23 protein-coding genes are annotated in these 21,821 nt (G+C 30.9%); 22 read left to right on the top strand and 1 reads right to left on the bottom strand.

All coding sequences use genetic code 11. The annotated features are described in order from the left end of the window. Window position 1 precedes the first annotated feature (1 nt). From BTO05_RS00550 to BTO05_RS00530, 5 genes are read left to right on the top strand one after another with little or no spacing between them, the layout of a single operon-like run. A complete protein-coding gene (locus BTO05_RS00550) occupies window positions 2-481 on the top strand; it encodes a hypothetical protein (RefSeq protein ID WP_087490782.1) in 480 nt (159 codons plus the stop codon). Then, window positions 481-1,887: a GspE/PulE family protein gene (locus BTO05_RS00545; RefSeq protein WP_087490781.1), complete on the top strand. Its 1,407-nt coding sequence runs from the start codon at window positions 481-483 to the stop codon at window positions 1,885-1,887. The genes BTO05_RS00550 and BTO05_RS00545 overlap by 1 nt, the downstream gene beginning before the upstream one ends. Window positions 1,888-1,891: 4 nt before the next feature. After that, on the top strand, window positions 1,892-4,054 hold the full coding sequence (locus BTO05_RS00540) for a type II secretion system protein GspD (protein ID WP_087490780.1): 2,163 nt from the start codon (window positions 1,892-1,894) through the stop codon (window positions 4,052-4,054). After that, a complete protein-coding gene (locus BTO05_RS00535; RefSeq protein WP_087490779.1) occupies window positions 4,054-5,271 on the top strand; it encodes a hypothetical protein in 1,218 nt (405 codons plus the stop codon). The genes BTO05_RS00540 and BTO05_RS00535 overlap by 1 nt, the downstream gene beginning before the upstream one ends. Continuing rightward, window positions 5,252-5,767 (top strand): hypothetical protein, encoded by a 516-nt coding sequence (locus tag BTO05_RS00530; protein WP_087490778.1) that lies wholly within the window; start codon window positions 5,252-5,254, stop codon window positions 5,765-5,767. The genes BTO05_RS00535 and BTO05_RS00530 overlap by 20 nt, the downstream gene beginning before the upstream one ends. On the opposite strand, the gene BTO05_RS00525 is transcribed toward BTO05_RS00530, so the two are convergent. Then, on the bottom strand, window positions 5,764-6,441 hold the full coding sequence (locus BTO05_RS00525) for a hypothetical protein (RefSeq protein ID WP_157662494.1): 678 nt from the start codon (window positions 6,439-6,441) through the stop codon (window positions 5,764-5,766). The genes BTO05_RS00530 and BTO05_RS00525 overlap by 4 nt on opposite strands. A 355-nt stretch (window positions 6,442-6,796) precedes the next feature. On the opposite strand from BTO05_RS00525, the gene BTO05_RS00520 reads away from it, so the two are divergent. The 17 genes from BTO05_RS00520 to BTO05_RS14065 form a co-directional block, all read left to right on the top strand. Beyond that, on the top strand, window positions 6,797-6,976 hold the full coding sequence (locus tag BTO05_RS00520) for a hypothetical protein (RefSeq protein WP_087490776.1): 180 nt from the start codon (window positions 6,797-6,799) through the stop codon (window positions 6,974-6,976). A 126-nt stretch (window positions 6,977-7,102) separates the two neighbouring features. After that, entirely contained in the window at window positions 7,103-8,689 is a 1,587-nt protein-coding gene (locus BTO05_RS00515; protein ID WP_198295243.1) for a tetratricopeptide repeat-containing sensor histidine kinase, read from the top strand. 3 nt (window positions 8,690-8,692) lie between these two features. Then, the gene (locus BTO05_RS00510; protein ID WP_087490774.1) at window positions 8,693-9,358 is read left to right on the top strand and encodes a DNA-binding response regulator; all 666 of its coding nucleotides are present in this window, start codon (window positions 8,693-8,695) and stop codon (window positions 9,356-9,358) included. 111 nt (window positions 9,359-9,469) lie between these two features. Continuing rightward, entirely contained in the window at window positions 9,470-9,598 is a 129-nt protein-coding gene (locus BTO05_RS14220; protein ID WP_262508171.1) for a hypothetical protein, read from the top strand. 5 nt (window positions 9,599-9,603) lie between these two features. Next, complete coding sequence (locus BTO05_RS00505; protein ID WP_087490773.1) at window positions 9,604-10,146, top strand: hypothetical protein; 543 nt, start codon at window positions 9,604-9,606, stop codon at window positions 10,144-10,146. Between the two features lie 374 nt (window positions 10,147-10,520). After that, entirely contained in the window at window positions 10,521-10,754 is a 234-nt protein-coding gene (locus tag BTO05_RS00495) for a hypothetical protein (protein ID WP_087490772.1), read from the top strand. A 1-nt stretch (window position 10,755) separates the two neighbouring features. After that, a complete protein-coding gene (gene yidD, locus BTO05_RS14265) occupies window positions 10,756-11,037 on the top strand; it encodes a membrane protein insertion efficiency factor YidD (protein WP_087490771.1) in 282 nt (93 codons plus the stop codon). 27 nt (window positions 11,038-11,064) lie between these two features. After that, window positions 11,065-11,385, top strand: coding sequence for a DUF2845 domain-containing protein (locus BTO05_RS00485; protein ID WP_087490770.1), 321 nt, complete (start codon window positions 11,065-11,067; stop codon window positions 11,383-11,385). Between the two features lie 13 nt (window positions 11,386-11,398). Continuing rightward, the gene (locus BTO05_RS00480; RefSeq protein WP_157662493.1) at window positions 11,399-11,752 is read left to right on the top strand and encodes a hypothetical protein; all 354 of its coding nucleotides are present in this window, start codon (window positions 11,399-11,401) and stop codon (window positions 11,750-11,752) included. A 30-nt stretch (window positions 11,753-11,782) separates the two neighbouring features. After that, window positions 11,783-12,385: a hypothetical protein gene (locus BTO05_RS00475; RefSeq protein ID WP_087490769.1), complete on the top strand. Its 603-nt coding sequence runs from the start codon at window positions 11,783-11,785 to the stop codon at window positions 12,383-12,385. Then, entirely contained in the window at window positions 12,378-13,601 is a 1,224-nt protein-coding gene (locus BTO05_RS00470) for a DUF4407 domain-containing protein (RefSeq protein WP_232459758.1), read from the top strand. The genes BTO05_RS00475 and BTO05_RS00470 overlap by 8 nt, the downstream gene beginning before the upstream one ends. Beyond that, window positions 13,602-14,585, top strand: a complete 984-nt coding sequence (locus BTO05_RS00465) for a DUF4407 domain-containing protein (RefSeq protein WP_087490768.1) — start codon at window positions 13,602-13,604, stop codon at window positions 14,583-14,585. It abuts the gene before it with no gap. Beyond that, a complete protein-coding gene (locus BTO05_RS00460) occupies window positions 14,566-16,161 on the top strand; it encodes a hypothetical protein (RefSeq protein ID WP_087490767.1) in 1,596 nt (531 codons plus the stop codon). Before BTO05_RS00465 ends, BTO05_RS00460 begins: the two co-directional genes overlap by 20 nt. A gap of 2 nt (window positions 16,162-16,163) precedes the next feature. Then, window positions 16,164-16,685: a hypothetical protein gene (locus BTO05_RS00455; RefSeq protein WP_087490766.1), complete on the top strand. Its 522-nt coding sequence runs from the start codon at window positions 16,164-16,166 to the stop codon at window positions 16,683-16,685. After that, window positions 16,685-17,185 carry a thermonuclease family protein gene (locus tag BTO05_RS00450; protein ID WP_087490765.1) on the top strand — a complete coding sequence of 167 codons (501 nt, stop codon included), beginning with the start codon at window positions 16,685-16,687 and terminating at the stop codon, window positions 17,183-17,185. The genes BTO05_RS00455 and BTO05_RS00450 overlap by 1 nt, the downstream gene beginning before the upstream one ends. Then, the gene (locus tag BTO05_RS13905) at window positions 17,182-17,553 is read left to right on the top strand and encodes a hypothetical protein (protein ID WP_157662492.1); all 372 of its coding nucleotides are present in this window, start codon (window positions 17,182-17,184) and stop codon (window positions 17,551-17,553) included. Before BTO05_RS00450 ends, BTO05_RS13905 begins: the two co-directional genes overlap by 4 nt. Before the next feature lie 419 nt (window positions 17,554-17,972). After that, the coding region (locus tag BTO05_RS14065; RefSeq protein WP_198295242.1) for a M14 family zinc carboxypeptidase at window positions 17,973-21,821 on the top strand (3,849 nt) is incomplete at its 3' end.

Raw genomic sequence — 21,821 nt, 5'->3', positions numbered from 1 at the left:
AATGATTCTATTAAAAATCATACTTATCACAGGGTTTGCTTTGATTCTTTTTCAAGATATAAAAGAACGACAGGTATATTGGTTCTTATTTCCTTTGGTAGCCTTAATTTCAGGAATATTATTCTACAATAGTACTATTCTTGAATTATTTATTATCAATGTTTTGGTTAATCTAGCTATGGTTGTTTTCTTACTCACTATTGTATATAGTTACTCAATATTTAAACTAAAAACATCTCCTAAAAATGTTTTTGGCTTGGGTGATGCTTTACTTTTTATAGGCTTAGCATTCAGCTTTGCGTCAATATCGTATATAGTTATTTTCGTTTTCTCACTTATATTTTCCTTACTATTACACTTACTTCTTAAGCAAAAAAACAAAGTAACTACAATACCACTTGCTGGTTATATGAGTCTATTTTTTATTCTAGTTTACGTTTCGAATTGGACTGGTATAACCACTAACCTTTATAGTATATAATGGTAGCTGAATTTCAAATACCAACACAGTTAGTTCAACTAATTAGTAGTGAACAAGCTTACAACTATAATATTATTCCTATAGCATTAGAAGATGATATAATTACCTTTAAAACTAAGGACGTAACAGATGATTTAAAGCAAGAGCTAAAAATTGTTTTAGGAAGAGATATAAAGCTAATTGAAGATTCTGACAATAACATAGAAAAATATCTAAGCCATAATTTCAGAATTAAAACACAGGCAAACACTCAAAATTTAAATTACAGCACAGATTTTTTAGAAAAACTCATTGATAGTGCAAAACAAATTGGCAGTAGTGATATCCATTTTGAAGTCTTTGAACATAAGTGCAGAGTTAGACTACGTTTAGATGGAAAACTGAAAGAATACTACATTATAGCAACAGAAGAATATCCTGTCATCATTAATAAGTTAAAAATTAGAGCTGGATTAGATATTTCTGAAAAACGTCTACCTCAAGATGGTAGAATAAGTATAAAGTCTGTGACTGAGGAATATGATATTAGAGTATCATCTTTACCTACTCTACATGGTGAAAAAATGGTACTCAGAATATTGAGTAAAGATGCAGAACATATTCAATTAAATGATCTTGGCTTCACTACCAAAGAGTTAATTACATATAAAGAATGTGTTAAAAAACCAAATGGTATAGTCCTAATATCTGGACCAACAGGTTCTGGCAAAACAACAACTCTATATGCTACTTTAAAATTACTCAATAATGAAAAAACTAATATTCTAACTATTGAAGACCCTATTGAGTACACTCTTGAAGGTATCAACCAAGTACAGCTTAGAGAAAACATAGGTCTTGATTTTTCGAGCACACTTAGAACATTTTTAAGACAAGACCCAGATGTCATTATGGTTGGTGAGATAAGAGATGTAAAAACTGCTAACATGGCTATAAGAGCATCCTTAACAGGACATTTAGTTCTGTCAACAATACATACAAATTCTGCATGGGCTACAATATCTAGATTAGTAGATATGGGTATTCCACCATTCTTAATTGCAAGTACATTAAATGTCAGTGTTGCGCAACGTTTAGTTAGAAAACTGTGTGTGAAATGTAAAGAAAGAAAAAAGATAAAATCGGAAGATTACCCACTAAACTACAAACCTGATAAAGGCTTAGAGCAACAATTTGTTCCTATTGGATGTCCGTCCTGCTTTTATACTGGATATAGTGGACGTAAAGCCATTTATGAGATAATACCTATAAATACATCCCTCATAAGGCATATTAAATCTAATGAACTGGACATTGATGATTATTTAAATGATAATAAAATTGTAACGCTTAAGCAAAATGCAATAAATCTAGTTAGAGACGGAATTACATCTCTTGAAGAGGTTTACCCACTTTTAAACAACTAATTGAATGAAATTAAAATTTAAAATATTCATACTTTTCATTTTTCTTTCACTCCAATTTGGGTATACTCAAGATGAAACGCAACGTATTAATGATTTAAGAAACAAGCTAGAAATTACAGCTTCTTCTTCTCCAGGGCTTTCAGAACAATTAAACACGGATATTGCGCTTAATAACATATCATTATCCAGTTTTTTATTAGCTGTATCTAATATTCATAAAATTAACATGAATGTTTCCCCAAACATTCAGCAAGCTACCATCTCAAATAACTTTTCAAATGTAAATGTATCTACAGCTATACTTTTTCTATGTAAAGAATATAGCTTAACTATAGAATTTACAGAAAACATATTGTCTATAAAGCCTTACAATTCTAAAGATATTGTACCAAAGAAACACGATATCTATGTCCAATATAATCCTCAATTCAATGAAGTCGATATGGATATAAAGGATAATAACCTTTATGACGTGTTTAAAGTTATAATGGATAAGACAGGCAAAAATTTAGTTTTTGCACCTGGGATGGAAAACACAAAGTTGAATGCCTATATGAAGCTTGTGAATTTTGACTCTGCTATGGAGAAATTGGCATTAACGAATAATATGACCTTAGTAAAAACAAAAGATAATTTTTATGTATTTGATACGCTAAATAAAGACAAAACGTCCAAAAGTAGTTTTTACGGAAGAATAAATTCTGATGTGGCTTTTGAAGTTATTGATATCAATAATCAATTACTTAATGTAAACTTCGAAAATATTTCTATAGAAGAGATTGTTAATCAGTTGGGAGATACATTGGCTATTAATAGATTTACAGCGACACCATTAAAAGAAGCAGGCAACATTACTTTTAGAGCCCAGAATATCACTTTTGATGAGTTATTGAACAAAATGTTTGAAACTCAAACTGAAGTAATAACATCTACAAATAAAACCATTACCTCTTCCAATAGAACTAATACAGTACAGAATAACTCTTCAGTTTCGAAAAGGAAAAGATTTACATATAAAAAGGAAAACAATATCTATTATTTCGGAACAGAGCATCAATTAAGCGTTAGAAATGTTGAAATTATTAGATTAAGACATCGTTCTGTAAATCTAATGCCAGATACGCAATCAGATATTAACTCTAGTGTTGTAGAAAGCAATTTTAATAGGTCTAATAGAAATGTTCGTTTTACGCCTCAAGGAAACTTCAATAATAGCAATACAACTAGACCAATAGATCGAAATTATCAAGACCAAAATACATTAGAAATTGAAGGAGAAGAAAAAGATATCTTAGACTTAATACCAGACGAAGTTAAAGAAGGCTTAGATTTTAAAGTTGATATAGAACTAAATAGCATATATGTTACTGGTACTGGAGCAAAAATTCAATTTTTTAAAGATTTTATCACTCACATAGATAAGCCAATTCCTGTAATTATTATCGAGGTTATGATAGTTGAAGCCAGTATTAGTAATACTGTTGAAACTGGTGTTGAATGGGGTATTGGAGATAATCCTAGTACAACACAAGGTGGAATTTTTCCAAATACAGATTTAACCTTGGGTGCAAAAACAATTAATAAAATTATAAATGGCTTTGGTAATACATCGGCATTTAATTTTGGCAGCGTAGTACCTAATTTTTTTGCCACCATAAAAGCTATGGAGACTAATGGAGACTTAAAAATAAAGTCAACTCCAAAGTTGGCTACACTCAATGGTCATAGAGCTTCATTCTCTAATGGACAGACTTCATATTATGCAGTTACAGATAGAAATACATTTGGAACTGATAACCCTGTAACTAATGAAATCCGTAACTACTTCCCTATTGATGCAAAACTAGGACTAGATATTAAACCTTATGTCACTGGTGATGGGCAAGTTTTATTAAATATAAAAGTTGTGCAGTCTAGCTTTGGAAATAGAATAGCTGAAGATGCACCACCTGATATAAATTCACGGAACTTTTCATCAACAGTAAGAATGAAAGATAAAGATATTGCTGTTTTAGGTGGACTTGAAGAAAATTTTAAAAACAATAGTGGCTCAGGTGTACCTTTTCTTGCAAGAGTTCCTATAATTAAGTGGCTTTTTAGCAAGCGTAAAAGAGAAGCAAGAAAGTCAAGGCTTACTGTATTTATAAAGCCAACAATTATTGATTAATGAAATCTAAAATAGCGTCATATTTAGAAATTGGCAATACCGTTTTTGGTATAGAATACACAACACAGGATAGTGAAGAGGTTTTTAATGTTATACAATTAAAAAAGTCAAAAAAAAGGCTTGATATTATATCTAAGGATTGCTTTAATAATATAAAAGATGTAGCTAAGCTTATTTGTAAAGATAAGCCTGTAACTTTAGTCATCAATACTTCAGATGTACTAATAAAAAGCATAGATAGTACTCATCAAGATGACAATAAAATACTAAACGAAGCATTTCCAAATCTTAATAAAGATGAGTTTTATTTTGAAATTTTAAAACAAAAGAGAAATGCTTTTGTTTCAATATGCAGAAAAGAAGTTATTGATACTATTCTAAAAGAATATCAAACAAATAGAATCAATATTGTTGATTTTATTATTGGTAATTTGATTATTTCCAATACACTTAGTTTTCTGAATAAAACGGAATCTATCTCTCTATCAAACACTATTATTAGTTTAGATGAAAAAGAAATTCAAAATATTAAGAAATCAAACACTACAGAGAGTAAAACATATAATGTCAATGGTTTGGACATAAGCTCTAACTATCTATTGGCATTTTCTGGAGCTTTAAAATTAGCTTTAAATAGTAGTCTTCTAAAAAGTAACTTTAACCGCAACCATTTAGAATTAAAAGAAAACTTTAAACATAAGCGCATTTTTAGACTTGCATCAAGAGGTATCATAACTTTCTTGCTAGTGACTTTAATCACTAATTTTTTATTCTTTAATTATTATTTCAATCAATTAGACCACCTAAGAAACACTTCTGAAATAACGTCATCTTCACAAGAAAAAATGACTAAGCTAGCAGATAAAGTTTTAAAATCTAAAAAGAAGGTGCAAGATGTTCAACGTTTAAGTAATTCTAAAGCTTCTTATTATATAAATGAAATTATTATTAGCATACCAGAATCATTAAGTTTAAAAGAGCTTAATTATCAGCCTCTCGATAAAAAAATTCAATCAAATAAAAGTATAGAGAGTCAACTTGGGACAATAGAAATAAGCGGAAAATCATTGGATAGTGAGTTTTTCTCAAGTTGGTTAACTCAACTTGAAAATCTAAAATGGGTGAAAATTGTTGATATAATTAATTACGAAACAGTAAATAAACGTGAGTCTAATTTTAGCATTAAAATAAAAATCAATGAAAAATCCCAAGCTTAAAAATATCTATTTAGCTATTGGGTTTATATTCATAACAGCAATAGCCTACAAAGTTTCAATTTCTAAAACTTTTGATTTAAAAAATAAATATATAGCACTTAAAAATGAGGCTAAATTATTTGAGGATATGCCTACACAACTGGCTATTCTAAAGAAAAAAGAAAAATACTACGATACTTTATTAAATCAATACCAAATAGGAAAAGGTTCATTACAGTATAATCTTTTAAAGACACTAAATAAACTCTCGGAAGAAAAGGATATAAAAGTTACTTCGTTTATAGAGCCTCATGTAATAGAACAAAATGAGCTTATAGCTAAGACCTACGAATTTAGTTTAGAAGGAAACTATAATTCAATTCTTGAGCTCATACACCATTTAGAACAAAACACCAAGTTTGGAGAAGTTATTCATGTGCATTTTGAACTCAAAAAGCAACGTCGTTCCAGAAAAAACTATCTTCAAGCTAGAGTTTTGCTGAAGAGTTTTGGTTAATTATCGCAAATATGTTTATTAATCATATAATTAGTGATTGGTTTCAAAGTAACACCAGTTTCTGGATGTAGACCTAATGCTGTAAAATATTCTAATTCTTTTTTAATGTTCTTTCCATACCAAATTATAACACTTCCATCATCATTAAAGAATTTATAACTGCAATCTGGATTTATCTTCTTAAAAAACTCTACGCGTTCTTCTTTATATACTTTAAGTTGATTTACATTATACTTCTCTAAATCTAACTTCACCTCTATATAATGATCTTCTTGCCAAATCATCCAACGCTGTCTATTTAAAGAGTTATAAATTATTATGCTAGTTATGATAACTAATGAAACTATCAGTATAATCTTATTTTTATTCCAAAATATTTCCACTCTACCCTTATCATCTGGTTTATCTACACTATTTGCTTTTAAAAAAGATGGATAATCTTCATAATCTAAGTAATGACTTAATGCTTCCTCGGCATGTTTTTTTAGTCGAATTGTTTTTTTAGCGCCATCTTTTACAGCCTTAAACTTTATTCCCAAAATTTTTTCACCATAAGGTTCCTTACTGTCTTCTAGAATAAAATCTGAAAGCAATTTTGCTCTTGGTAAAACCTTATCTGTTTGTATTTCTTCTTCAGCCTTTTGAAAAGCTTTTATAAGTAGTTCTCTATGCATTTTATTATGATTAACAAATCTTAAAGTTAATAATTCATTTTTGGAAATAAATTGGAAATTCTTTTCCAATTTATTTCCAGTTTAATTCCATTATTCACAAAAAAATCTCCATTCATTTGCTTAAGAATTGATAAACGTCTTACTCGTAATAGGGCTTACGAAATTCAATTCAATATTGGAGTTGCAAAGTAAAATGGGATTGCCATTTGGGAAGTAACGATACTGTTTTACTTCTGCGCTCCATACTTCCCAATGAAGAGGTACCTCTTCAAAATTTAGTTTGTGTTGCTATGCAATAAATACTCTGAGAATTACTCGGACAGCAACACTATTGTTCAATTTTAAACATAACAAAATGAAAAAAATATATGTAATTCTATTTACGGTTTTCCTCAACGGAGCTTTCTTTTCGTGCACACCAGAAGCACTTAATGAAGAAGTAAAAGAGCAAGCCTGTTGTGATGGAAGTGGAGAAATTGATCCACCGCCTCCACCACCACCACCTCCACCACCACCACCTGGAACTGGTGGGTAATAACTAATTTGTTATTATTTTAGAGGAATGAAACCAATAAAAATTTCATTCCTCTTTTTTTTATTTATTTTTTGTTTTACTCAAAACAGTGAAGCACAAAACAGTGTAGACAGTTTAAGTTATTATGTGAAATTGATAAATGATTCTAAAAATGATAATGATATTATAGATGCAATATCATTTTTTAGAAAAGACAATGTCATTCAAAAGCAAGAGAATAATTCCATAAGGTTAGTATATAACTTAACATATATTGCTCGTGGGCAAAGAAAAATGGGAGTGATATATGAAGCTGAGAATTCAGCCGTTGAAGCTATTAAAATACTCGATGATTTAGAAGAAGATAACTTTGAATATAAAATACCTCTATATAATTCTTTAGGTATTCTATATTTAGAACTTGAAGACTATGAAACATCTCTTAAATTTTACAATAAAGTTTTAGAACTAAACGAAGACCCAAAGAATATAGCTACAATTATAAATAATATTGGTAAAGTATATTTTGGTTTAAAAGATTATGAATCTGCTATTAAGTTCTATGAAAAATCATATCAAGGTAGCTTATATTTTGATGACAAAAAAAATACTGCAAGAGCTCTGGATAATTTGGGATTCGCTCAATCCAAAATAGCAAATTTGGATGCCATAGAAAACTTAACAGAGGCTTTGAAAATGAGACAGAATTTAAACTACACACCAGGAATCATTGAGAGTTATTTGCACATAGGAGAATATTACAAAGACAGAAACAAAAGAAAAATAGCCTTGGAATATTCAAATAAAGCAATTGAAGTTGCTGAAGCTACCGGAAATAGTGACTATTTATTAAATACTTTGTCATTTTACAGTAAATTAAATAGAGATTCTAAAATTCTAAAATTAAAAAGACTAGAAGACAGTATAAATAAAAGCAATAGGTTAGCACAAAATAAATATGCATCAAAAAAATATGCTTATGAAAAACAAGAAAAATTAGCAAAAGAAAATCAACTTAAGGCAAAAGACGCAGACATAAGAGCTAAGGAAGCAGAATTATCTAGTTTAGAACAAAAGCGCTACAAAACTATTTATTTACTCTTAGGAAGTATAATCTTTATTTCCTCAATTTTCTTATTTTTTCTTTTAAAATCTAAGCACAAAAAAGAAAAACTACAACAAGTCTATAAAACTGAATCTCGAATATCAAAAAAAGTACATGATGAAATTGCTAATGACGTTTTTCAAGTAATGACAAACTTAGAAGCAGAAGCAGATATAAACAGCAACTTAAAAAGTAACATTGAACATATCTACGATAAAGCTAGGGATATTTCTAAACAATTAGGAGAGTTAAATATTACTGGAGATTTTAAAACAATTTTAAATGATTTAGCTATTAATTACACTAATTCTGACACAAATGTTATCCTTAAGGATGTCTCAAAAATACAATGGGAGAAAGTTTCTGACATAAAGAAAACTGCTTTATATAAAGTCCTTCAAGAACTACTTATAAATATGAAAAAACATAGCAAAGCTTCGATTGCAGTAATTACGTTTAATAGTAGTTCTAAAAAGATAATAATAAACTATAAAGATGATGGTATTGGTTGTCACTTAAAAAAGAGTAATGGATTATTAAATGTGGAAAACCGTATTAATGCTATTAGTGGTAGAATTAATTTTGAGTCAGAAATAAACAAAGGCTTTAAGGCTATAATTGAAGTTTAAGATATGTTTAAAAAGGTTTTAATTGTCGATGATCATGATGATATCAATACTAGTGTATTTAATATTTTAAAAGCTAATGATGTTAGCAATATTATTAATTCTCAATACTGTGATGATGCATTTTTAAAGATTAAAAGAGCTAAATATGATAATGAACCTTATGACTTGCTAATAACTGACCTATCCTTTAAAAAAGACCATCGTAATTGCGATATTACATCTGGTGAAGATTTAATTGCTGCATTAAGAAAAGACTTTCCCAATTTGTCCATCATAATATATTCTATGAAAGACCAATTGCAGAAAGTACGGCTTTTAGTCAAAAACTATAAAGTCAATGCCTATGTCTGCAAAGACAGAAACGGTTCAAAGGAATTGGCTGAAGCTATAAAATTAGTATACAATAATGAATCTTTCCTGTCACCGCAAGTAGCAAATGCCATAAATTCAAAATTAGATTTAGAAATCACAGATTATGATATTGAACTTACCAAACAACTTTCTTTAGGTTTAGACCAAAAGGGTATTAGTCGTTACTTTATTGAAAACAATATCTCACCTGGTAGCGTAAGCTCAATAGAAAAACGCCTAAATAACCTTCGTATTAAGTTCAAAGCAGACAACGCTATTCACTTAGTTGCCAAAATGAAAGACTTGGGACTTATTTAATTATCTAAAAATATTTTTTATGTCAAAAAATTAAGCCTTACGGAATACCGTAAGGAATACTCTTTTAATGGTTTTAGGTTTGGGCATTATTAATCTTAAAATTTGAAAACTATGGGACTTAAACCAGGACCAAAAAGAATTGCCAAATCAACTGGGAAACCAGATAGAAGAGCACGAGACAATAAAGAAACACAAGGAAATACACCTTCTTTGAAACCACCAAAACGAAGAAAAAAATAGTTTTCATGAAAAATTGTATTAAGATTATTATTTTATTAGTCACTCTTATAGGATATGGTCAAGAAAAGAAAAATGGAGTTTCTAAAATGCAAGAATTTGCATCTAAAACTGGAGTAATAATAAAGCTTGAAGATTATAATTTACAAAGTATAAAACTTACTTTTTCTAGTGTTGCACCATCCAAAATAAGAAAGATTATTGCAGGAGATGAAATCCAATATTTTCTTCAAATTTCTAAAACAGGAAAGTATGATACCAAGACAGCATCAATAGCATATGATGATATTGTAGAAGTACAACAAGCCATACAAACTTTAAAGTTGCAATCAGAAGTTGATATCACTACCACAGCAGATTATTTAGAAAATAAGTTCATTACAGAAGATGGATTTAAGATAGGCTATTATGCTGGTAAGGGAAAAGTTAAATGGTACGCAGTACTAGAAAAATACGGTAGTGACAACACAATTTTTGTCAAGAATTATGAAGACTTAGAATTAGTATTTCAATCTGGGAAAGAAAAAATTGAGGAATTAAAAAATAATTGAAATGAAAAAATCTTATTTACCACTTTTTTATTGGTATTAATTTCTAGAATTACTGCACAATCGTGCACAGAGTTAATGGATTATGTTAAGTCTAAAAGTTATGGCAGTACCTAGTACAGTTATGATAGTGATGCTATTTCACAAGTTACTTTTTATGATGTAACTGACAATAATTACAATGCACACTATTTTGCTTTAGTAAAATTTACAAGCTCTTTAAAACATATATCAAGTAGATTTAAACACAAAATTTAATTACTCATCGCACTATTTAGATAGTGCTGGAAAAGCATTCTGGAAATACATTGAGCCATATAATAAAGTACTTAAATGCTCACCCAATCTCTAATGTTATTAATTAAAAAAAGTATAAAATGGAATATAAAGTAATACCATTCGTAGCATCAATAGACTCAAAAAGTGGAAACTCGAGTCATGTTGCAAATCAGTTAGAAGATATTATTGAGCATCATTCTAACCAAGGTTGGAAGTATGTAAGACTAGAAAGTGTGACAACATTTGTACAGCCAAATACAGGTTGTTTTGGATTAGGAGCAACTGCTGGTTATACAACATCAAATCAGATGGTTGTTTTTGGTAAAGGATAATATGAAAGTTTTCCTTTTAATAGTTATCAAGTTGTACTGGTATTTAATACCTAAAAATAGACGTAGAAAATGTCTATTTAAAAAGTCATGCTCAAATTATGTTTATGAAACAACTAAGTCTGAGGGATTATTTTCAGGTTTAAAAGCTTTAAAGTTTAGAGTTAAAAATTGTAATCCTCATTACTCCATTATGGAATTAGATGGAGAGAAGGTTTTAATTACTAAGTCTAACAAAATCTTCAAAGAGAACTTTATTAATCAGAGTATAATAACTTCGTTTTAGATAGATAAAACTTAAAATAAATAAACTATGCCTTGGTATATATGGATAATACTAGTTATCGTTGCTATCTTCTTTATTACTTACATTAATGACAAGCAAAAAAGAGAGCGTTTAATGAAAAAATATAAGGACGAAGTTCTTGTAGAGAAACTAATGTCAGGCTCTTTTTGGCAGGGACAACCCAAAGGTCAGCTAATAGACGCTCTAGGAAAACCAGAGCAAATAAGTGAACAGGTTTTAAAAACAAGAAAAAAAGAAATTTGGAAATATCAAAAGACAGGAACCAATAGATATGCCTTAAAAATTACGATTGAAGATGGGAAAGTTATTGGTTGGGATAAAAAATAAAATAAGTATAGAGATGAAAAAATACATATTTTCAACCACCACATTAATTCTTTTTATTAGTTTTTCTTTTTCTCAAAGTCTAAAAGATTTAGACAATTACACCGTCGATGAGTTTTACAAAAAAGTAGAATTAGATTACGGCACATTAGACGAAGATGGCGACGATATCGATTACATCTATGTCAAAACCGAAGTAGATTCAGGCGATTATAAAATAGAACTTTCTGACGGCGATGGCGATTTATACGAGGTAAAAGGCACTAACATATACATAAAATTTAGAGGCTATTTTGGCTATGCAGGTTATTCAACCGAATGTATCATGAAAGTAGATTATTACTCGGCTACGGTTTATAAGCTTGAATAATGTAATTTTAGACGAACAAATTTGTGATTGATGATTATTTCAAAACAAAAGCTTAGCATAACATTGCAACTATTAAAATATTCGCCAATCTTGGTTTTAAGGTATTTTAAATTTGTCATACTTAAAAGACAACTAGTAGTCAATTCATTTAAAGCCACAAACAATTATTGTATAAATGGAGCACTTAACCAATTAATTTGGGACGTAGAAAACTCTCTTTTTACCATTGTTGAAGGTACATCAAAAGTACATCTCAATACGCAAGATTTTATTTTTAAAGTTGATGAAAATCAAACCCATTTTTCATTAAAGGTTTATGGTTTTAATAGAAAGGTAATTGAAAAAACGAGCATAAAAGTAGTTGCTTTAAAACAAAAAGAAATTGAGGCAAAACTTTTAAAGCATAGAACTTCTGCTGTAAAAAAATACAATCCCAAGTTTAATAAATTGCAGAAAGTCAATTTCGGTTTAAAAAAAATAGATAAAACAGCGAGTATAAAATTTAAACCTATAAAAATTTCAGCTAAAATTGATAAGCTAAAGGTTTTAGATAGCCCACAACCAATCGACAAACTGGACATTATAAATAATTACCAAACCTTAGACCAACTAAATAACCATAATTATGAATAGAGATTATTACCACAGTCCAAAGCCAGGAAAAGTAATGCAATGGCTATGGAAAGCAGCTGGTTCAGACGCCTACATCTTAAAACGAAGCACCTACAACGACCAAGTAAAATACGCCTGTTTAGGTGGTATTGTTGTAGCCACAGGATTTATGGCAGCTTTGGCAGGTGGTTACGCTGTTTACACCATTTTTGAGCCCAAAGGTTCTGCCTTAGATGATGCTACGCATATACCAACGGCTTTAATGGCTTGTATATTTGGGGTTATTTGGGGCTTAATTATCTTTAATATAGACCGCTTTATCGTAGCAGCAACAGGAAAAGGCGATGGTACAGAAGCAATAACTTGGAAAGAATTTACTGGCTCAATACCACGTATTATTATGGGTTTGGTTATAGCTATAACTATTTCTAAACCTATGGAAATTAGGATGTTTAAATCTGAGATTGATGCCGAGTTGCATCAGACGCAATTAGAAAAACAAAAAGAATATGAAGAGGCTACAACAGCTAATTATGATGGTAGATTTCTAGAAATTGAAAAGGGATTAAAAAAGATTGAAATTAAAAGAGTTGATTTAATCGAAAGAATAAAAAAAGCAGAACAAGATTATAGTGACCAGTTAAACGGTAAGGTACCAGGAACAACGCCTGGTAATGGACCATTATCGAAAGCACTGAAAAGTCAAATAGATAAATTAGAATTAGAGTTAGATGATTTTGATGAAACGAATAAAAGCGAACTCACACGGTTAAACTCAGAAAAGCTGAAACTACAAACAGAATTAGATTCCGAACTCGCAAAGAATAAAGAAGTCGCTGGTGGTCTCGACGGTCTTTTAGAACGTATTCACTTAGCACACGAAGTCGCTGGTTTTTGGATCACTTTTTTTATAACCCTATTGTTTATAGTTATTGAGCTAACACCGATTTTCTTTAAAATGATGCTTATAAAAAGCCCTTACGATTATATGTCGGACAACGTTAATGAGCTACTAAAGGCCGACCAAGGCATACAGATAAAGTACGATTATTACAAAGATAAAAAAGGGCAAGAGCGTAATCTTATTATTAACCACCAAGCAAAGAAAAAAGTAGATGAAAAAATGATGCTGATTAAAGCGCAAACAGAGCTTAGTGATTACATTATTGAAAAGTGGAAAGAAAAAGAGAAACAGAACATAGACCAAAATGTAGAAGATTACATCTCAGAAGCCTAAATGCAGGATAGCAACCAACTATATCATTTTTTTTGGAAGGTATCTGGCGAAGAAGCACAGGTCCTTAATAACACCAACGCCAAACTCAAAAGCAGGTTTTTATGTAGTGGTATTATTATTTGTGTGCTCTTTTTACTAAGCGTTATATCTTACCATTACACATTTAATAAGCTATTTAAAATACCCGTGTTTTCTTGGATAATTGGCTTAGTGTTTACTATGGTAATTATTAATATTTATAGACTAAATATTATTACGCTTTCTTCTCAAAAATTAAAGTATAGCTTCGGGTATTTTGTGTCCTTAGGCATTAGGCTTGTATTTATTATGCTTATAGGTTTAACGGTTATAAAACCATTAGAACTTATCATTTTTGATACTGTTTTTTCAAAAGGAATTGAAGATGCAAAACAGCAAAAAATTGAAAAAGCACTTAATAAAACAGCAACTTATTTTGAAACTGAAATAACCAATACAGAAAAAGCACTTAAGGATTTTAGGGTAAAAATTGAAACACAACGTTTGGTCAATTATCAAACTAAAGAAAAAAGTCTTACAGATAAAATTGAATTTTTAAAGGCGGATAAAACGCAGCAAATAAAAGAAACAGAGCAATTGCTAAATGCGTCGCCTTATTTTATAAAAGGACTCATTTTTGTTAATTCTAAACATCCACAAATGTGGCTGATAACTCTCATTTTGGTCTCATTATTCTTAACGCCTTTTGTTCTAAAGTTTTCTGTAACGCCTTCAGGAATATATAACAGAAAACGGCTTAATATTCAAAATAAAATTATTGAAGATGAGTACAGTTTTTTTAAAAAACATTATCCTCTAATTTTCAAAAAATCTATAGGTAGAGCAATTGAAGTTATAGAGCATTATAAAAATCCGCCTTTTAATACCGTCAAAATTGAAGACAATCGTAACATAGGTAAAGAAACCGATTTCATTAAACATCTATATGGCAACCAAGATAGTTAAAGTCATAAAACCAGTTGAACGAAAAACGTATATTAAAGGCAATTTTGTTGGGAAATACTACGGTGATTTCGACAGTAAAAAAGTACTTTTTAAGAATGAACGCTATTACAATATCAATATCTATGAAGGCGAAATAAGAAATACTGAAATTATTTCGGAATCGGATTATGAAGACATCGATTCTGAAACTCATTTTTTACAGCAACAGTTTGAAAATGTTACCTCCATAACCGATGAACAAATAAATAATTTTGATGGTTTTCGGTTAAAAATCAATGCTCCAAAGGTACAATTCATCGATATTGAAGATGTGGTCAAAGAAGACAACCAAACTTTTGGCACTTTTTCTTGTAAAGTTTATGGCTATTTAATTGATACTAGAGATAAAGAATTTGAAACTGAAATTAAAGTTTGTGATTGGTGCTACAAAATACCAAGTCTATGCAAGTGTAAACCATATAGACCTATTGAAATTGATAAGCCAGATACAACAAAACCAAAAGATAGCCAAGGCAGAACAAGAATACCGTCAGGTGTTGATTTTTCTGAAATTTTTGGTTGGTTTATAATCATAGGATTGGGTATTGCTTTTATTGCGGCAATAGGTTTGCCTGGACTAATTTTACTAGCAGTTATTACAGTAATTTATTTTCTATTCTCTTATGTTTCTGTTTTAGCAAATGGCATCATCAATATTATTGGGTGGCTGTTAAGACTATTTTTTAATTTCCTGATATTTATGTTTGCCATATCAATACTTTCAGGCATTTATTCGGTAGTAACAAAATCTTCGACGCGTTCAACCGGCAACATTATCCCAGATCAAACAGAATTTGTTAAAGAAGAAACAACAACCCAAACTAAGCTCACAGATAGTGTGTCAATAATTAGTCATCAACGTGTTTGGCGAGATTATAATCAAAATATTTATAGAGGTAATTTAAGTGTGTTATCTTCAGATTTTAATGCGTCATTTCAACATAGAAATTTAACAAATTATCGCTTGTATGACGATTATCAATGGACACAATTATACCATTCCTTAATTAATAACGATAAGAATAAATTAGAATATGTAATCAAAACCTTTGATAGCATTAGTCGTAAAAATCAACTTAATAAAACGCAATTTGCAGAAATGGTTGTGTCTTGCATTCAAGACATTCCTTATGCCTTAGTTTTACAAGAACAATGTAAAAGTAATTTATACGAGGATAACTCTATTAAACAACAATTATATAAATGCCAAGAATGTTGTATTGGCGATGTTAAATATGGTGTACAAGCACCAGTAGAATTTGTTGCTAATTTAAAAGGTGATTGCGACACACGTACAGTTTTATTGTTTACCATACTTTCAAAATTTGGGTACGACGTTGCAGTTTTAGGGAGTTTACCCTATCAACATTCAATTTTAGCAATAAATTTGCCATACAATGGTATTTATAAAAGTATAAAAGGAAAACGTTATTACACATGGGAAACCACAGCAAAAGGTTTTGAGCCTGGTGTTTTAAATCCAGAAATTTCTAATATGGATTTATGGAGCGTACATTTAATAACTAACAATAATTAATTATGGAGCAGCAACTATTTAAAACAGGATTAATACATTTTGGTATTTTTCTTTTATTGTCAATTATAGCATTGATTATAACACTTTGGTTCATTAAACGATTTATAGCCAAAAAACATAATATTGAAAATTACAATACTGCTTTTGGTATTTTTACTGGCGGAATAGTTTTCTCTGTTTTTTACATTATATCAGTTTTAGTTACACCTGTAATTTCAACCTTAAAACTATTAGGTAGCAGTTTAAATTCGTGGCAATATACCATTGAGTCTGCAAAACATATTTCAATACTTTTAATAATAGCCTTAGTTCTGGCATTGGTAATTTGCACAATAGTAATAGCAATCACAAAACGCTATTTAAAAGGAATAAACATTTACGAAGAGATTAAAAACAATAATTTAGGGATCAGTATTTTGGTTGTTACTGTTTTAATTTCTTGTAGCTTCTTATTAAAAGATAATCTGCAAATGATATTAGACAGCTTTGTTCCATACCCAGAAATGCCTAACCTTTTATACTAATGCAAAAACTCCTAATCATTCTTCTACTTCTTTTTGTTACCACAAAAAAGGACAAAGCGGTTGTAAAAAAGCAAACTATTACAGGCAAAGTAGTTGCTATAACAGATGGTGATACGTTTAAACTACTGACCAAAGATTCTACGCTTATAAAAGTAAGATTAGCCAATATAGATTGCCCAGAACGTAAACAACCATTTTCTAATATTGCTAAACAATTTGTATCTAAAGCCATCTTTAGTAAAACTGTAAAGTTAAACGTACTAAAAAAGGATAGATATAGACGCTATATCAGTAATGTCATATATGATGATTCTCTAAGTTTATGCCATGAGCTTGTGAAAAATGGTCTAGCATGGCATTACAGAAAATATTCTAAGGATTCTATTTTACAAGACTTAGAGGATAATGCCAGAAGGAACAAAATAGGACTTTGGCAAGATAAAAATGCTATGGCTCCTTGGGAATGGCGAGACAAGAAAAAGAAAAAATCTAAAGAATGAAGTCGCTAAAAATCATCATACTTTTCATAACATTATCCTTTGGTTATTGTATATCTGCACAAACTGTTTATACCACTAAAACTGGCGAGAAATACCATAAAAGTAATTGCCGTTATCTTAAGTATTCTAAAAAAGAAATCAAATTAGACAGAGCCAAAGCATTAGGATACTTGGCTTGTAAAGTATGTAAACCAACAGTAAGCAATACAAAAAAGAAATCAAATGCAACGTCTTTAACTTCAAAGAAAGAAAAGAGAACAACAACTTCAAAAAAAGCAGTCGCTAGTCAATGTACTGGTAAAACTAAATCTGGAAAACGCTGCAAACGGAAAACAAAAAATTCGAGTGGACGTTGTTATCAACATTGATAAATCAATAATTAAAAAATGTTACTTTTGCATTACAATCATGTGAACATAAAACTGAACACGATTTAGAACATATTAGATAAAAAAAGAAAGAAATAGCGCCTCAATTCATTGAAATTGTGTTCATAACGCGAGTTCATAACCCGGAGGTCACGAGTTCAAATCTCGTTCTCGCTACTAATATTTATAAGAACCAGTACAAATTGTACTGGTTTTTTTATGGGTTATTTTTAAACATTTACATAACGTACTAATTCACTAGAAAAATAAATTATTATTTCTTTTAAATCATTTTTCAAATTGACTTGAAACATATAAAATATATAAATTTTACACTTTATCTATTTTTTTTGCTTTTTATCGATTATTTTATAAATATTATTATATATTTGCCGCAAATTCATTTAAACCCAAATCTAATGAAAAGAATTACCCTCATTGTTCTATTGGCATTTTTTGCCTTAGCGCAAACCGCAAATTCACAAACTCATAAGAGAATTAAAATTAATAGCCATAGCCAAGCAAATGTAAATAGACTGGCAGACTTAGGAATTGATTTAAGGTGTGGTGCTACACATCATGATCACGAATCTACAATTGACATTAGCAATGAAGAGCTTGAACTATTAAGAGAAAATAATATCTCATACCAAATCGTTATAGATAACTTAAATGAATTTTATCAAGAAAACTCTACTAAAGATTTATTTAGAGCACAACAAGAGTTTCAAGCAGAGCGAGCTAAGACTTTAGCATTCCGTCAAGGCTTAAGTCAGAGATCATCAGTTGCATTAAACACCATTGATAATTACCTGCAATATATTGGGGCTTCCGAAGAAGATTGGAATGTACCATTAAATTTTCCAGATGTGACTTCTTCCGCGGAAGTGCCTATGGGTGGCGCTCTAACAATATCACAAGTTTTAACAGAACTCGACGAAATGCGTGCTTATTCTCAAAGTAAAGGACTAAATATAGTTTCAGAAAAAGCCGATGCCTCTGGAACTTTAAATATGAAAACATGGGGTAACCCTCTAACTACAATTCCTAATCCCTTATATGATGATATGCTTCCTGAAAACTCAGCAAGCAATCCTGAAGATTATATAGGTGTCGGAACAACAGCACAACGTTTTGACCCACAAACTATATATTATATTAGAATAACTGGTAACGAATCTAGTACGGCAGAAGGAACTAAACCTCAAATTTTATATACTTCGATGATTCACTCAAGAGAGTTAAGTGCTCAGATAGGGAACATCTTTTTTATGTGGTATTTAATTGAAAATTATGATTGCAATCCCGCTGTAAAAGAATTAGTGGACAATAACGAACTTTATTTTATTCCAGTAGTAAATCCAGATGGATTAAAATGGAATGAAGTAACACAACCTTTTGGTGGTGGTATGCAACGTAAAAACTTAAGACCAAACGCAAACTCTTCATCACTTGACAACAGAGGTGTAGATTTGAATAGAAATTTTGATTACTTCTGGGGAAGTGCTGGTTCTGGTTCTTCTCCTAGCCCGACAAGTTCTGGTTATAGAGGTCCCGCAGCAGCTTCTGAGCCTGAAACAAAAATAATTGTGGAGTTTGTAGAATCAAGAAACTTTAAAACAGCTGTTTGGCAGCACACTTTTGCCAATTCCATTCCGCATCCATATGGAGGTAATCCATCATTTGTTTCTGGTAGAGAAGATGAAATGCAAAAGTGGCACGAAGACATGACCAAATACAATAGATATGTATCTGGTGCAACAATATTTCCACCTGCAAATGGTATTGCAGATGATTGGATGTTAGGTGGTGCTGAAGATGATAATGGCTCATATGGCGCTGTCCCTAATGGTCTAGGTACTACACCAATGAGAATATTGGCTACTACTCCAGAAAATGGAGCAAGCAGTGAAGCCTCAGGAAATGGGTTTACTAACAATGGTGCCAATCAAGGTTTTTGGCCAACTAGGAACAATATAATTCCTATTGCAAAACGTATGATGCGTATAAATCTAATGAATGCATATTATGGTGGACGCTACGCAAAATTTCATGACTTAACACCATCAAACTTACTAAGTGGCCAACCAGCCTCAAACTTAACAACTGACTTAACGTTTGGTGTAGAAAGAGTTGGACAAACGGATGGGAATTTTACATTGACAATTACACCTATTCAAAACATTCAATCTATAGCAACACCAACTATAGCAATTAATGGCCTAAATTCATTAGACCAAACAGAAGTTTCAAGTTCAATAACTTTAACGTCTAGCATACAACCTAAAGAACGTATAATATACAAGGTAGAGTTAGCAAATAGTACAGGCGCTATCATTTACGATGCGACTTACGAAAAAATATATAAACCAACTGTACTTTTTCAAGATAATCCTGATACTGATTTATTAAGCAACTGGACCACTTCTGGAACTTGGACTGCAGCTACAGCAACAGGAGCTGCTTATTCTGGCACAAGAGGAATTAAAGTTGGCGGAAATAACAATAATGCTTATCCTAATAGTACAACAAGAACCATTACAACTCAAAACTCTTATAATTTTAATACAAATCCAGATTATCTTATTCAATATTTTGCAAAATGGGATATTGAAAGAAATTATGATTTTGTTGAGGTGCTAGCTTCTATAAACAATGGTGCATTTCAGCCTTTAGAAGGTAAATACACAAAACCTGCAGCCACAACAGCAACAACAGATCATTCAAATAATGGCAATACGCAACAAGACTCAAATAGTTCTGGATTAATATACGATGGAGATTTGTATGACAATTGGAAAATGGAAGAAATAGTTATTGATTCTGAAACAAATTCTTTTCTACTTGGTCAATCAAATGTTAGAATACAATTTAGATTTAGAAGTGATAATGGCAATGTTTTAGAAAACTATTCCTCTACTCCTAGCGGTTTTTATTTTGACGACTTTAGAATTCTAGAATTAGATGTCCCTTGCGATGCTGCTTTACCCCCAAAGAACATTCAATTAGATAATATCAGTTTTACAACAGCTGATGCTTCTTGGTCAAATATTTCAGGATCTACTTATGATTTACGATACCGAGAAACAGGCAGTTCGACTTGGACAGTTATTACTGATATAAATAATATAACACAGGCTCTATCGGGATTAATTAATAATACAGAATATGAATTACAGGTGGCTACAAGATGTAATAGTACTGTTTCAACATTCTCTGAATCCGTAAAGTTCAATACTTTAGTTTTTTGTGACGAAACAATTTCTAGCTATCCTTATTCTGAAAGTTTTGAAACTGCATCATCAACATTTACTGGAGATTGGACTCAGAACACAGATGATGATTTAAATTGGACAAATAATTCTGGAACAACTGGTTCTGGTGGAACTGGACCAAATAACGCCTCTAATGGTTCACGATATTTATATATTGAAGCCTCTGCCCCTGGTAATATTACTCCTGTTAGAAACGCAATATTATCTTCGCCATGCTTTGACTTGACCGGAAGAGAAAATAGTACTTTCACTTTTGATTATCATATGTTTGGATTAAATTCAACAGGTAGTTTATCATTAGAAGTAAGTGATGGCGGTGCTCCTTTTATTGTAGTACCAAACACAGACACTTCTCAGGAAAATCCTCTAATTGGTGAACAACAGACTAGTAATGGTGCTGTTTGGAAAACTCAATCCGCAGATTTATCCGACTACGATGGTAAAATAATTAGATTAAGATTTGTTGCAATTACGGATGGCACTTTTACAAGTGATATATCAATAGATAATTTAAATTTTTCATCTAATGTTGCCGCTGGTCCTTCAGTAATAACTCAAGATATAACAGTGAATTTAGATGCTACTGGTAATGCAACGATAGCAGAAGATGCAGTAAATAACGGTAGTACAGGTACAGGAACACTGAGCTTTAATACCGATACCACGGCATTTACATGTGCAAATATTGGAGCAAATACTGTAACTCTTACCGTAACAGATGATAATGGTTCTGCATCAGACACAGCTATTGTTACTGTTGTTGATAATTTAGCACCTGTACCAGATGCGACAGCACTGTCTGATGCCACTGGTGAGTGTTCTGCGACCATCTCTGGTAGTGCTCCTACTGCTACAGATAACTGTGGTGGTACTATTACTGGGACAACATCAGATAGCTTAACAAGTTCTACTCAAGGTACTACATCTGTAACTTGGACTTTCGATGATGGTAATGGGAACACATCTACACAAACACAAAATATTGTCGTCGTC

Origin of the sequence: Winogradskyella sp. PC-19, assembly GCF_002163855.1 — a bacterium.
GTDB lineage: Bacteria > Bacteroidota > Bacteroidia > Flavobacteriales > Flavobacteriaceae > Winogradskyella.
The sequence above is the reverse complement of the archived record's forward strand: the minus strand, read 5'-3'. Positions and strand labels throughout refer to the sequence as shown.

Excerpts from the sequence above, each read along its gene's own strand:
- BTO05_RS00475 (WP_087490769.1), top strand. The coding sequence starts at position 11,783 with ATGATTATTTCAAAACAAAAGCTTAGCATAACATTGCAACTATTAAAA.
- BTO05_RS00550 (WP_087490782.1), top strand. The coding sequence starts at position 2 with ATGATTCTATTAAAAATCATACTTATCACAGGGTTTGCTTTGATTCTT.
- BTO05_RS00480 (WP_157662493.1), top strand. The coding sequence starts at position 11,399 with ATGAAAAAATACATATTTTCAACCACCACATTAATTCTTTTTATTAGT.
- BTO05_RS00510 (WP_087490774.1), top strand. The coding sequence starts at position 8,693 with ATGTTTAAAAAGGTTTTAATTGTCGATGATCATGATGATATCAATACT.
- BTO05_RS00505 (WP_087490773.1), top strand. The coding sequence starts at position 9,604 with ATGAAAAATTGTATTAAGATTATTATTTTATTAGTCACTCTTATAGGA.
- BTO05_RS00485 (WP_087490770.1), top strand. The coding sequence starts at position 11,065 with ATGCCTTGGTATATATGGATAATACTAGTTATCGTTGCTATCTTCTTT.
- BTO05_RS13905 (WP_157662492.1), top strand. The coding sequence starts at position 17,182 with ATGAAGTCGCTAAAAATCATCATACTTTTCATAACATTATCCTTTGGT.
- BTO05_RS00525 (WP_157662494.1), bottom strand. The coding sequence starts at position 6,441 with ATGCATAGAGAACTACTTATAAAAGCTTTTCAAAAGGCTGAAGAAGAA.
- BTO05_RS00540 (WP_087490780.1), top strand. The coding sequence starts at position 1,892 with ATGAAATTAAAATTTAAAATATTCATACTTTTCATTTTTCTTTCACTC.
- BTO05_RS00465 (WP_087490768.1), top strand. The coding sequence starts at position 13,602 with ATGCAGGATAGCAACCAACTATATCATTTTTTTTGGAAGGTATCTGGC.
- BTO05_RS14220 (WP_262508171.1), top strand. The coding sequence starts at position 9,470 with ATGGGACTTAAACCAGGACCAAAAAGAATTGCCAAATCAACTGGGAAA.
- BTO05_RS00495 (WP_087490772.1), top strand. The coding sequence starts at position 10,521 with ATGGAATATAAAGTAATACCATTCGTAGCATCAATAGACTCAAAAAGT.
- BTO05_RS00460 (WP_087490767.1), top strand. The coding sequence starts at position 14,566 with ATGGCAACCAAGATAGTTAAAGTCATAAAACCAGTTGAACGAAAAACG.
- BTO05_RS00545 (WP_087490781.1), top strand. The coding sequence starts at position 481 with ATGGTAGCTGAATTTCAAATACCAACACAGTTAGTTCAACTAATTAGT.
- BTO05_RS00470 (WP_232459758.1), top strand. The coding sequence starts at position 12,378 with ATGAATAGAGATTATTACCACAGTCCAAAGCCAGGAAAAGTAATGCAA.
- BTO05_RS00520 (WP_087490776.1), top strand. The coding sequence starts at position 6,797 with ATGAAAAAAATATATGTAATTCTATTTACGGTTTTCCTCAACGGAGCT.
- BTO05_RS00530 (WP_087490778.1), top strand. The coding sequence starts at position 5,252 with ATGAAAAATCCCAAGCTTAAAAATATCTATTTAGCTATTGGGTTTATA.
- BTO05_RS00455 (WP_087490766.1), top strand. The coding sequence starts at position 16,164 with ATGGAGCAGCAACTATTTAAAACAGGATTAATACATTTTGGTATTTTT.
- BTO05_RS00450 (WP_087490765.1), top strand. The coding sequence starts at position 16,685 with ATGCAAAAACTCCTAATCATTCTTCTACTTCTTTTTGTTACCACAAAA.
- BTO05_RS00535 (WP_087490779.1), top strand. The coding sequence starts at position 4,054 with ATGAAATCTAAAATAGCGTCATATTTAGAAATTGGCAATACCGTTTTT.
- yidD (WP_087490771.1), top strand. The coding sequence starts at position 10,756 with ATGAAAGTTTTCCTTTTAATAGTTATCAAGTTGTACTGGTATTTAATA.